At 54.2% G+C, this 11127-nt stretch carries 13 protein-coding genes; 9 read left to right on the top strand and 4 right to left on the bottom strand.

Annotation, left to right across the window (positions count from 1 at the left end; translation table 11 throughout):
* Positions 1-66 precede the first annotated feature (66 nt).
* The gene (locus KK078_RS24160; RefSeq protein ID WP_254092899.1) at positions 67-1107 is read right to left on the bottom strand and encodes a quinone-dependent dihydroorotate dehydrogenase; all 1041 of its coding nucleotides are present in this window, start codon (positions 1105-1107) and stop codon (positions 67-69) included.
* A 96-nt stretch (positions 1108-1203) separates the two neighbouring features.
* Here KK078_RS24160 and KK078_RS24165 point away from each other — a divergent pair, with 96 nt between their 5' ends.
* Positions 1204-1725 (top strand): porin family protein, encoded by a 522-nt coding sequence (locus KK078_RS24165; RefSeq protein ID WP_254092900.1) that lies wholly within the window; start codon positions 1204-1206, stop codon positions 1723-1725.
* A gap of 56 nt (positions 1726-1781) precedes the next feature.
* On the opposite strand, the gene KK078_RS24170 is transcribed toward KK078_RS24165, so the two are convergent.
* Both KK078_RS24170 and xerD read right to left on the bottom strand, forming a co-directional pair.
* On the bottom strand, positions 1782-2321 hold the full coding sequence (locus KK078_RS24170; protein WP_254092901.1) for a DUF4136 domain-containing protein: 540 nt from the start codon (positions 2319-2321) through the stop codon (positions 1782-1784).
* A gap of 120 nt (positions 2322-2441) precedes the next feature.
* On the bottom strand, positions 2442-3350 hold the full coding sequence (gene xerD / locus KK078_RS24175; protein WP_254092902.1) for a site-specific tyrosine recombinase XerD: 909 nt from the start codon (positions 3348-3350) through the stop codon (positions 2442-2444).
* 83 nt (positions 3351-3433) lie between these two features.
* On the opposite strand from xerD, the gene aroQ reads away from it, so the two are divergent.
* The 8 genes from aroQ (at position 3434) to rnhA (ending at position 9644) form a co-directional block, all read left to right on the top strand.
* Positions 3434-3865 carry a type II 3-dehydroquinate dehydratase gene (gene aroQ, locus KK078_RS24180; RefSeq protein WP_254092903.1) on the top strand — a complete coding sequence of 144 codons (432 nt, stop codon included), beginning with the start codon at positions 3434-3436 and terminating at the stop codon, positions 3863-3865.
* Positions 3862-4917, top strand: coding sequence for an aminotransferase class V-fold PLP-dependent enzyme (locus KK078_RS24185; RefSeq protein ID WP_254092904.1), 1056 nt, complete (start codon positions 3862-3864; stop codon positions 4915-4917). The genes aroQ and KK078_RS24185 overlap by 4 nt, the downstream gene beginning before the upstream one ends.
* 143 nt (positions 4918-5060) lie before the next feature.
* Positions 5061-5420, top strand: a complete 360-nt coding sequence (locus KK078_RS24190; RefSeq protein ID WP_254092905.1) for a hypothetical protein — start codon at positions 5061-5063, stop codon at positions 5418-5420.
* Between the two features lie 114 nt (positions 5421-5534).
* Positions 5535-6074: a carbonic anhydrase gene (locus KK078_RS24195; RefSeq protein WP_254092906.1), complete on the top strand. Its 540-nt coding sequence runs from the start codon at positions 5535-5537 to the stop codon at positions 6072-6074.
* Positions 6075-6126: 52 nt separating this feature from the next.
* Positions 6127-7521 (top strand): hypothetical protein, encoded by a 1395-nt coding sequence (locus tag KK078_RS24200; RefSeq protein ID WP_254092907.1) that lies wholly within the window; start codon positions 6127-6129, stop codon positions 7519-7521.
* Between the two features lie 318 nt (positions 7522-7839).
* Positions 7840-8463: a porin family protein gene (locus KK078_RS24205; RefSeq protein ID WP_254092908.1), complete on the top strand. Its 624-nt coding sequence runs from the start codon at positions 7840-7842 to the stop codon at positions 8461-8463.
* A gap of 150 nt (positions 8464-8613) precedes the next feature.
* The gene (locus KK078_RS24210; protein ID WP_254092909.1) at positions 8614-9186 is read left to right on the top strand and encodes a MarC family protein; all 573 of its coding nucleotides are present in this window, start codon (positions 8614-8616) and stop codon (positions 9184-9186) included.
* Positions 9183-9644, top strand: coding sequence for a ribonuclease HI (gene rnhA, locus KK078_RS24215; RefSeq protein WP_254092910.1), 462 nt, complete (start codon positions 9183-9185; stop codon positions 9642-9644). The genes KK078_RS24210 and rnhA overlap by 4 nt, the downstream gene beginning before the upstream one ends.
* Here the strand turns inward: rnhA and KK078_RS24220 are convergent.
* The gene (locus tag KK078_RS24220; protein WP_254092911.1) at positions 9641-10972 is read right to left on the bottom strand and encodes a saccharopine dehydrogenase C-terminal domain-containing protein; all 1332 of its coding nucleotides are present in this window, start codon (positions 10970-10972) and stop codon (positions 9641-9643) included. The two genes, rnhA and KK078_RS24220, sit on opposite strands and share 4 nt — an antisense overlap.
* Positions 10973-11127 lie beyond the last annotated feature (155 nt).

The following is an 11127-nucleotide window of genomic DNA, read 5'->3' on the forward strand; positions in this document are numbered from 1 at the left end:
CCGCTTAAAAATAGGTCAAAACTAACAAAAATGTATGGATGTGCCCCCGCGAAAGTTCACCGGAGTTTAGCGCAGCGCCTTTTTCCGGAGATGCTTGTTGATCTTCATCGCAAACGACGGCCCTTCATAAATGAAGCCGGTATACACCTGCACCAGGTCGGCCCCGGCGTTAAGCTTTTCGGCCGCGTCCTCCGGCGACATGATCCCGCCCACGCCAATGATCGGAAACGATTTACCCAGTTGGTTGCGCAGGTAGGCGATCACCTCCGTCGCACGTTTGGCCAGCGGCTTGCCGCTCAGACCGCCGTTGCCGATGGCGGCCACTTCGGTGGATGCCGTGCACAGCCCTTCGCGCGAGATCGTGGTGTTGGTGGCAATAACGCCGTCGGTGTTCGTTTCTTGTAAAATGGCGATGATGTCATCCAGCTGGGTCTGCGTCAGGTCGGGAGCGATCTTGAGCAGCACCGGTTTATAGGCTGGCTTGCTGCGGCTCAGCCCGATCACATATTGCAGCAGCTTGCGCAGCGGCTCCTTCTCTTGCAGCTCGCGCAAGCCCGGAGTGTTAGGCGAGCTTACGTTGATCACAAAATAATCGACATACGGATACAGCGCCTCAAAGCAGTAGCCATAGTCATTCAGAGCCTCTTCGTTGGGAGTGACTTTGTTCTTGCCAATATTGCCGCCGATCAGTACATCCGACTTCCGGGCCTTCAGGCGTTGCACCGCCGCAGCAACCCCCTCGTTGTTAAAGCCCATGCGGTTGATCAACGCCTGGTCCTGCGGCAGGCGAAATAGCCTGGGGGCATCGTTGCCCGGTTGCGGCTTGGGCGTCAGCGTACCGATCTCCACAAAGCCAAAACCCAGGCTGGCCATGGTATCGGTCAGGCGTGCATCCTTATCCAACCCCGCCGCCAGGCCAACAGGATTTTTAAATCTCAAACCAAAAAGTACACGTTCGAGTGTTGGATCCTCTATTGTAAAAATAGCACGCAACATGCGGTTGAACCCGGGAATCCTACCTTTCATCTGCAAAACCGAAAACACCATGTGGTGAATGCGCTCAGGATCGATCAGGAAAAGTAGCGGGCGAATAAGGATTTTATACATGCCGCAAAGATAGAGGGATAATGCACACCGCCGAAAATAGTATACCGATATTCTTAAATGTAGTATGTTCGCAGCTCAAATAATTTAACTCTATCTATGAAAAAAGTTTTTATCACAGCTTTGTTTGCATGCTTTGCTATGCTGCTGGCGAACACCTCGGGTTATGCACAGCAGAGCACTAAGAACCGCCTGGGTTTCTTCCTCGGGCTAGCATCGGGTGATATCGATCAAGTGGGCGTTGGCGGCATCGGTGAGTTCAAAGTATCAAAGAAGGTAACGATCTCTCCGCAGCTGCTGTTCTATTTTCCGGAAGATCATGGCAACTGGCGTCATAGCTTCATGGAGATCAACTTCAATGCCAACTACTATTTCTACAACAAAGACATCTTCGAATTTTACGGTTTGGGTGGTCTGAACTTCACCCGCTTCCACTGGGAGTGGGACGGCGCCGGTCGCAACGACGACGACGGCGACAGCGACATGGAAGTCGGCCTGAACCTCGGCGGCGGTATCAACTTCGAGATCGGCAAGAATGTCGTTCCCTTCTCCGAGCTTCGTGTGACGGTAGGCGAGTTCAACCAGTTCGTGATCACGGGCGGTCTGAAATTCAACCTATAAGCCAGTATCGCGCTCGACATAAAAAAGTCCCGGTCAGTTGGCCGGGACTTTTTTTATTACCGCTTTCGCTTCGGAAATTTCTTCAGGGCCTTGTACACCGCGGCATCGAGCGTCTTGTTGTCGCTCATTTGCATCATCACCGTGCCCGAGCTCTTCCAGAGCTCTTTGCCCGAACGGCTGTCGTTCATGGTGATTTCGAGAATACCTTCCTTCATATCACGTGACCAGCTCCGGGATTGGTCCACCTCCGCGCCGGTAGACGCCGGCGTTTCGCCCAGCGGCCCCACGTTGCCCGATTGTGTGATCTGAAACGTGCCCGCCACATAGTCCACGCGGAAACGCGCCGCGACAGAGTCATCGATATGCTTATAACCCTTCGCTTCGAGCTCGGCCACAATGGCCCGCTTCATTTGCGCCAGCAGGGTATCTTCGCTCACACGGCGTTCGTCTTTAGGGGTCATGATCTCACCCTTCATCACGACAAAACTCTCGTAGGGACCAAAATCGACATTAGGCGGCGTCACGATTTTAAAAGATTGCGCAACAGCCGACAAGGCCGTCAGCAACAAGAACACAGGCAGGATACACTTTTTCATATACATATTGAGTAAGACTATCGCATAAGGAAGTTACAAAAATATCCATGCCCGCCTGCCCGCCATAACTTCAGCGCAGGAGGGCTTGCCCACAGAAGCCTTGGCGCAGGCGGGCCCACTTCACGACCTCGGATGAAACTCCTGGATCACCTGGCGGAGATAATCACGGTCCAAATGCGTATATATCTCGGTGGTGGTAATAGATTCATGGCCAAGCATTTCCTGAACGGCCCGCAGGTCGGCACCTCCTTCCAGCAGGTGCGTCGCAAACGAGTGCCGGAACGTGTGGGGACTGATGGATTTGTCCAGCCCGATGGCCTTGGCGAGGTTTTTAATGATCGTAAACACCATCACCCGCGTAAGCTTGCGGCCATGGCGGTTCAGGAACACATAGACGCTGTCCGCCCCCTGGGGTTCTTTGTGCGGCGGGAATCCGCGGATCTTCTCCAGGTAAAGCGTTGTATATTTCATGGCGTCACGGCCGATCGGCACCAGGCGCTCTTTGTTACCTTTCCCTACCACGCGGATAAAACCGGTGTCGAAATACAGGTTGTTCCTTTTCAAGTCCACCAGCTCGCTCACGCGCAGGCCCGAGCTGTAAAGCACCTCCAGCATGGCGCGGTTGCGCCCTCCTTCCGGCGTCGACATATCGATGGCGCCCAGCAGCTTTTCGATCTCGTGATACGCCAGCGTGTCGGGCAGCTTACGCCCAAGACGCGGCCCTTCGATCAGGGCCGTCGGGTCATCCTCCACGAGGCCTTCGTGCAGCATGTAGCGGTAGAAGGCTTTAATGCCCGAAAGTATGCGGGCCTGGCTGTACGCGCTCATCCCCAGCTCATGCACATACTCCAGGAATTCATGCAGCAGCGGGGGTGTTACCTTCAAGGGTGAGCATTGCGGGTCCCGCAAGGCCACGAACTGCCGCAGCATGTTGATGTCATGCAGGTAGGCGGCCAGGGAGTTCTCCGACAGCGAGCGCTCAATCCTGAGGTAATGGCCGAAGTGCTTTACGTGGAGGTCCCAATTCATGCTTCAATATTAATGGAAAGAAGTTTTTTATTATCACACACGCCTTTAACTTTCGCTCCATACCCCGAACGCAAGACCAGAACATGAAGATACAGATCATAAACGGCCCCAATCTGAATTTGTTAGGCAAACGTGAGCCGACCGTATACGGCAGCCAGTCGTTCGAAGATTTTTTCGAAACACTCCGCCAGCGCTACCCGGCCTTTGAGCTGCACTACTACCAATCCAATGTAGAAGGTGAGCTGGTCAACAAACTGCACGAACGGGGCTTTGACTTTGACGGCATCATCATCAATGCTGGCGCCTACACACACACCTCCGTCGCCTTGCACGATGCCATCGGCGCCATTCGCACACCGGTGGTGGAGGTGCACATCTCCAATGTCTACGCACGCGAAGAGTTCCGGCATAAAAGCCTCATCACGTCAAAGTGCGCCGGCATGCTGACCGGCTTCGGCATGGAAGGATATGCCCTGGCGCTCGAATATTTCAAACACAGATCCCCGGCATTATGATCTCCTTCTATCCCGGCCCATCGCGCGTACACCGCGAAATACCCGCCTATGTACGCGATGCCTACGCCCAGGGCATCATGAGCATCAACCACCGCAGCGATGCGTTTGTGGACATGTCAAAACGCACCATCGGACTGCTGAAAGCAAAGCTGGGGATCCCGAAGAACTATACCGTCTTCTTTACGTCGTCGGCAACAGAGTGCTGGGAGATCATAGCGCAGTCGCTCGTCACGGACAAAAGCTACCACCTGTACAACGGCTCCTTTGGGCAGAAATGGTTTGACTACACCAAACGCATCCGCCCCCTGGCCGAGCCCATGCCGTTTCACGTAAACGAGCCGCTCGATCCCACCCGGTTGATCTTCGACCTGAAGGACGGCCTCCTCTGCCTCACGCACAACGAAACATCGAACGGCACACAGGTACACAACCGCATCATCAAAGCCATCAAACGCAACAACCCCTCCTACCTCGTGGCGGTAGATGCAACCTCCTCCATGGCAGGCGTACAGCTGGATTTTAAATCGGCCGACATCTGGTATGCATCCGTGCAGAAATGTTTTGGCCTGCCGGCAGGGTTGGGCATCCTCGTATGCTCGCCGCAGACGTTGGAACGGGCGCAGGCCATCGGCGAGCGCACGCATTATAACAGCCTGCTCTTTATGATGGACATGATGGAGAAATGGCAAACGCCATTCACCCCCAATGTGCTGAGCATCTACCTGCTGATGCGCGTGATGGAAGCAGCCCCGCCCATCAAAGAGGTGCATGAGACGACCGTGGACCGCTATGAGCAGTGGCGCGATTTTCTAAAAAAACGCAAAACCATACAGCACTTTGTAGAGGCCGAAGCAGTACACTCGCACACGGTCGTGCCCGTACGGGCCGAGCCCAAAGTGATGGACACCATTAAAAAATCGGCCCGCAAAGCCGGACTGCTGCTCGGCGAGGGGTACGGCGACTTTAAGGCCTCGTCGTTCCGCATCGCCAACTTCCCCGCACTCACCCAAAAGGAGGTCCGTACACTGATGACTTTCCTGCAGGATTATTGATTCCGGAACCAGTAGGCACCTCTCTCTGCAATCGTTTTCAAAACAGCTATTTATGACATGGGTAATAGGCGTCTGAAAATTATCTCCTGCCGGAGTATAATTCTTGGAAAATCTTTGGACCTTTGTTTTAATAATGCGTTAACATGGCAAGAACATCCGGAAGCCTTATGCGGGTAGTGCTGATAGCCTTGCTATTTCAGATTCTGGCGCCTGTATTTCTGCCCATCGTTAGTCAGGCGGCCGACATGCGACATGACGATGTTGTCCTGCATGCGCATCATAGCCCGATCGTTATCCCGCAACTCCTCAAAGAAAAAGAAGGCGACGAGGTCGAGTACAGCCACGATATCCTGGTGACGGACTACATTCCCATTATCGACTTCAGTCACCATACACTCCTGCTGACGCAATCACATGAAAGCAGGCTTGCGCCCTGCTCGTTCTCCCAACACATCGATCTTCATCCACCCCTCTATACGCTCTTCGGCGTCTATATAATCTGAGCATCTTCTCGCCGACAGGCCCGCCATCCAGCGCGCCTGTACCATCACGCCTTTGCGGAAGGCTTTCTCCGCATCGTCGAAAAACAAATTTATACAACACGCTAACATAGCGATATGAAGAACCAGGTACCTTTTAGTGCCCGGATGCGGGAAGAGAAGACGTTGATCATTGCCTGCCATGACAGCCAGGAAGAGACAGCGCGCGAGTTTCACGAGGACGTATTTATCCTCAGCTCACCCGGCAACGTGGTGAGACGACATAACTACCGGCAGCAGGAAGAGCTGCGGTATTTTGTGGAAGACGAAGGCTGCCGCCAGATCGTAGTCGTCGGCCACCTGCACAACGAGGCCATCCAGCGCATCATGCAAGACTTGTCGGACAACGCACCCGCCGCCGCGCTGGTGTTTAATGGCAACAGGCAATTGCGGGTGCCGGCCGAAGATTGTATGGATGCCGCCGCATACGAGCAGGCTTTGGTGGAGCTCAATACCATTCAACAGTGCAACTTGTTGATGGAGTACCATTTCATACAGACCCTCATCAAAGCCAGACGCCTGACTATCATCGGGATAGTAACGGGAGGGCGCCACGGCGAGCCCGCCCAGGTGTTTCACAATGGAATTTCCTACAACAATCTTATTTCGTTAAATTAACTTAGAGCGGGCAAACGAGGTTGCCCGCATCTAAACACTTTAACGTTCTGACATGAAGAAAATTCTCTTCGCTGCCGCAGCATGGGCAGCACTTCCGGCCATTGCAGCATGGGCCCAGGTACAACCCGCTACTACTTCACCGGAACCGGCAAAGCCCCCACTGGAAGAGCTTCGGCTTAAGTTGAATGAGGACGGCAGCCATTACCTCAAGCTCACATTTCTAAACCAGGTGTGGATCCGGTACAACGATAGCAACCCAGGCACCACGGTATTGACCGACGCCACGCCGGAGACCTTCGACATCGGTCTGCGCAGAACACGTATTCAGTTCTATGGCCAACTGACGGACCACGTATCGTTCTATTCACAGTTCGGTCAGAACAACTTTAACTACCTGGCAGGCCAGAACGCCACCAACAGCGGCAACCGCAAGTTCCAGGTGTTCTTCCACGACTTCCTCGGCGAGTATAACGTCTGGAAGGACAACGACCGCCTGAAGCTGGGCGGCGGCCTGACCATCGCCAACGGTCTGTCGCGCTTCAGCCAACCCAGCATCGGCAGCATTATGACACTCGATGTGCCGATCTTTGCACAGGCCACCGTCGATCAAACCGACGAGTTCTCCCGTAAGCTGAGCCTGTATGCCCGCGGCCAGCTCGGTAAGTTCGACTATCGCCTGGTGCTGAGCGATCCTTTCCCCGTCACCAGCAACGGCTCGCCGGCGCCGGCCATCGGCCCCGCCGCGACCTATGCCCAAAACAGCCACCATAAACAATATCAGGGCTTCTTCATGTGGAACTTCTTTGATAAAGAAGCACACACCACGCCCTATATGACCGGCACCTACCTGGGCAAAAAGAAAGTATTGAACCTGGAGGCCGGTTTCATCACGCAGAAGAATGCCATGTGGACCAGCCCCGACGGAGGCGCTACCACGAACTACGAAGACCTGACCCTATGGTCAGCGGCATTGTTCTACGACGCGCCGCTCAATACCGACAAAGGCACCGCGCTCTCCGCCTACGCGGGATACTTCGACATGGACTATGGCACCGACTACCTGCGGTACAACGGCAGCATGAACCCTGCTAACGGACTGGTTACGGGTAGCACCGTACCCGGCGCGAGCCAGGGTAATGCCTTCCCCATGTTTGGCACCGGCCAGGTGATCTACGCGCAGATAGGCTACCTGTTGAAGAAGGACCTGCTGGGAGAAGGTAACGGCACACTCATGCCCTATGCGTCGTTGATGAGCGCGGACTACGACCGCCTCAGCGACCGCATGGACGTATGGGATGTGGGCGTGAACTGGCTGATCAAAGGCCACACGAGCAAGATCTCGCTCAACTACCAGAGCCGTCCTATATATCGCATCGGGGCCGGTAACGAATATGTAAAGAGCAGCACACGCGGGCAGATCCTGCTACAATACCAGATCTATTTTTAAAGATCATAACGCCATGTGTTGCGAGGAGCCCGTCTTGCCATGACAACGTTGCACCGGCCAGGCTGCACTTCGCCGGAGCACTAGGTTAGATTTAGGTTGCAGACGAAATGCCGGGGAAACCCGGCATTTTGATTATACACACTTCATATTCATAATGTTGCCCTAATCCAGCCTTAACCTGCGGAACCGCAGGTATATATGCATGAAGTGATACTATAGAATAATTATGCTAAACAGCTGATTTTCTTACACCCTCCACTCTCCGCAAACATTTTCGGCTATCATTGCAGCATTATAAACCCTTTTAACAAAAAAAGTATGAAAAAACTTTTACTAGTTAGTGCAATGGCCCTCGCCGCTGGTTTTTCGTATGGCCAAACGATCATCCCCAAGGTAGGTCTTACCCTTTCTAAATGGTCGGGCGATGACATCGATGATGCGAAATTCAAACCCGGCTTCACGATCGGCGCCGGCTTGAACATGCCCCTCGGTACAGGTATGATCTCCCTCCAGCCTGAGATCAACTACATTCAGAAAGGTGTAAAATTTGAAGAAGGCGATATTTCTGACAAATACACACTGAACTACCTGGAAGTACCGGTACTGGTGAAAGCCACCTTTGGTGAAGGTACCAAGTTCTATGTCAACGCAGGTCCCTCAGTAGCGTTTGGCCTGGGTGGCAAAAACAAGTGGGAAGAAGGTGATGAGAAAGGCGAGGCCGACATCAAATTCGGTGACGAAGACGAAAACAGCGACGATCTGTACATCGAGAAAGGTACCGACATCGGCCTGCAACTTGGCGCAGGCGTGATCGTAGCGGAAAAAGTAATCATCGACTTGCGTTATGGCCTTGGTCTTACAGACCTGGAAGACAACGCCAGCGTGAAAAACAATGTACTGCAGCTTACTGTAGGCATTCCGCTGTCGATCGGCGGCAAATAATCCTGCCAAAACATTTATAACAAAACGCCTCAGCTTGCTGGGGCGTTTTTGTTTTATCCTTCACCCTCAAAGGCTCGTCGCAGGTGGCGACGTTTTTCACATCCCCCAAACTATTTTTTTTGATTAGTTTTGCACAAAACGACAGCGTGCATGCTCAACCTAAAGGAAATTTTCTCGGTGACCCTCATCCTCTTCTCGGTCATTGATATCCTGGGATCCATCCCCTTCATCATTACCATTCGCAAACGCGAAGGACGGATCCACGCCGAAAAGGCTACCGTCATCTCCGCGGTATTGATGATCAGCTTTCTTTTCCTGGGGCAGTCCATCCTGAAACTGTTTGGCCTCGATGTCGCATCCTTTGCCGTGGCCGGTGCCATCATCATCTTCATCGTAGCCATTGAAATGATCCTCGGCATCACACTGATGAAAGACGACCCCGACGCCAAAGGCTCAGGCTCCATTGTGCCCCTGGCCTTCCCCCTCATCGCAGGCGCCGGTACACTCACCACCATCCTGTCGCTCCGCGCCGTATACCAGGAGTGGAACATCCTCATCGGCATCGTACTCAACCTCGGCTTTATATACCTTGTCCTTCGTTCATCCGTATGGCTGGAACGCGTCATCGGTAAGTCGGGCTTTGCCGTACTCCGCCGTGTGTTCGGCGTCATCCTGTTGGCCATTGCCGTAAAGATCTTTAAAACCCACGCGCTTTCTCTATGATCCGTATTTATACTGACGGCGCAGCCCAGGGCAACCCCGGCCCGGGAGGATATGGCACGATCATGAAGTTCAAAGATGCCGTGAAGGAATTGTCCGAAGGCTTCCGCCTTACCACCAACAACCGCATGGAACTGCTGGCCGTCATAAAAGGCCTCGAAGCCATCAAGAAGGACGGCATCGCCGTGACCATCTACTCCGACTCGAAGTATGTTGTCGACTCGGTCGAAAAAGGTTGGATCTGGGGCTGGCAGAAAAAGAACTTCGAGAAGAAGGCAAACCCCGACCTGTGGCAACGGTACATCCCCCTGCACATGAAGTTCAAACCCAGGTTTATCTGGATCCGCGGGCACGCCGGCCACCCCGAAAACGAGCGGTGCGACTTCCTGGCCGTACAAGCCGCCAGTAAAGGCCCCCTGCTCATCGATGACGTATACGAACGCACCAGCGGCGTGCGTTAACCCTCCTCCTCTACCAGTGTTATACCGAGCGTGCTCAGCTCCGCCAAAATAGGATTGTAGAATTCCGGGGAGATCGGGATCAACACGCCCCGTGCCGCGAGCTTTCCTTGCAATAACAATGTAGCCGCGATTGCCAACGGCAAGCCTACTGTCTTAGCCATCGCGGTGCGCACAGCGTCCTCGCCCGTCGCCACGAGCGATGCCTGGATCACTTTCTCCACGCCTCCCAGAGTATACCTAAAGCGGTGCCACATAACGATGAAGTCCTTGTCGGCAGGATGCAACGCCCACCTCTTGGTAAGGATATGTTCCAACACCTGCGCCGGTGTGCCCGTTGCCAGCCCTACCGGTTGGTCATCCAACAACCCGGACCACCGCAGCCGCGTTAGCTCCGGTCCCTGCGGCGCCAGCGAAAAACGACGCATCAGCTTCTCCTCAACCGACACGCCGGCAGCACTCTCCAGGAAGGCATCGATAAACGTCCGGTGCGTCAGGTCCTCAACGCCATGCATAACATACGTATCGTCACAACATCCCAGCTGCACCAACACATCCCAGGCCCCACAGAATCCTTCCTTCCGCAGCGTACCCCGCAGCAACGTACGCACCCCGTCAAGCCCATACGTGTCCCGGTAGCTCAGCGAGTCGCGGTTGGCATACCCCTCATAAGCACCATACCCCGGCACATGCACGCGCGTGATGCGCTTGAAGAGCTGCTGATACGGAATATACTTATACTGACCGTCGTGCAGGTAGCGGGCCGTGCTCTGACCGGCCATCACGACGTTACGCGGATTCCAGGTGAATTTATACCGCCACGGATTCTCCGGGTCTGTATCCGGCGCGATCAGCCCCCCCGTAAACGATTCAAAAGAAGTAAGCTCGCCACCCTGGGCCTTGATGCGATCGATGACCTGCATGGCGCTCATGTGATCGATGCCCGGGTCAAGGCCACATTCATTGAGAAAGAGCAATCCCTTGCCCAGCGCTTCCGGATGCAACGCCTTCATCTCGGGCGAGACATAGCTGGCCGTCAGCAAGTGTTTACCCTCCTGTAAGCAATAGCGGGCAATAACGGGATGCAGCATGGCCGGCAACAACGAGATCACCACATCCGCCGCGGCAACGGTAGCCCGGCTGGCCTGTTCATCTCCAGCATCAAACCGCAGCGCCCGCCCGATCGTATAGCCCTGCAACCGCTCCGCTGCCGCATCGGCAGACAAATCGCCCACCATCACGCTCCAGCCTTGCCGTGAAGCTTCATCCAACAAATAAGAGATCAATGCAGAAGACGACCGGCCGGCGCCCAGGATCAAGACTGTTTTCATGAGGGATTGTTTGATGATCCAATTATAGTAAATTACACGCATTGTGGAACGCCATGCCTCCACCCTCCAAACGAACCCCACTTTATCGCGACCTTACAGCGACCTTACAGTGACCTTATAGCGACCTTATAGCGATATTTCGCCATACCAAAGCC

The sequence above is a fragment of the Dawidia soli genome (assembly GCF_018598185.1).
Classification (GTDB): Bacteria; Bacteroidota; Bacteroidia; order Cytophagales; family Cyclobacteriaceae; genus Ohtaekwangia; species Ohtaekwangia soli.

What these genes read in the sequence shown, in the direction of transcription:
- aroQ (WP_254092903.1), top strand. Translation starts at nt 3,434, where the DNA reads ATGAAGATACAGATCATAAACGGCCCCAATCTGAATTTGTTAGGCAAA.
- KK078_RS24170 (WP_254092901.1), bottom strand. Translation starts at nt 2,321, where the DNA reads ATGAAAAAGTGTATCCTGCCTGTGTTCTTGTTGCTGACGGCCTTGTCG.
- KK078_RS24220 (WP_254092911.1), bottom strand. Translation starts at nt 10,972, where the DNA reads ATGAAAACAGTCTTGATCCTGGGCGCCGGCCGGTCGTCTTCTGCATTG.
- KK078_RS24185 (WP_254092904.1), top strand. Translation starts at nt 3,862, where the DNA reads ATGATCTCCTTCTATCCCGGCCCATCGCGCGTACACCGCGAAATACCC.
- KK078_RS24160 (WP_254092899.1), bottom strand. Translation starts at nt 1,107, where the DNA reads ATGTATAAAATCCTTATTCGCCCGCTACTTTTCCTGATCGATCCTGAG.
- KK078_RS24165 (WP_254092900.1), top strand. Translation starts at nt 1,204, where the DNA reads ATGAAAAAAGTTTTTATCACAGCTTTGTTTGCATGCTTTGCTATGCTG.
- KK078_RS24195 (WP_254092906.1), top strand. Translation starts at nt 5,535, where the DNA reads ATGAAGAACCAGGTACCTTTTAGTGCCCGGATGCGGGAAGAGAAGACG.
- KK078_RS24205 (WP_254092908.1), top strand. Translation starts at nt 7,840, where the DNA reads ATGAAAAAACTTTTACTAGTTAGTGCAATGGCCCTCGCCGCTGGTTTT.
- rnhA (WP_254092910.1), top strand. Translation starts at nt 9,183, where the DNA reads ATGATCCGTATTTATACTGACGGCGCAGCCCAGGGCAACCCCGGCCCG.
- KK078_RS24200 (WP_254092907.1), top strand. Translation starts at nt 6,127, where the DNA reads ATGAAGAAAATTCTCTTCGCTGCCGCAGCATGGGCAGCACTTCCGGCC.
- xerD (WP_254092902.1), bottom strand. Translation starts at nt 3,350, where the DNA reads ATGAATTGGGACCTCCACGTAAAGCACTTCGGCCATTACCTCAGGATT.
- KK078_RS24210 (WP_254092909.1), top strand. Translation starts at nt 8,614, where the DNA reads ATGCTCAACCTAAAGGAAATTTTCTCGGTGACCCTCATCCTCTTCTCG.
- KK078_RS24190 (WP_254092905.1), top strand. Translation starts at nt 5,061, where the DNA reads ATGGCAAGAACATCCGGAAGCCTTATGCGGGTAGTGCTGATAGCCTTG.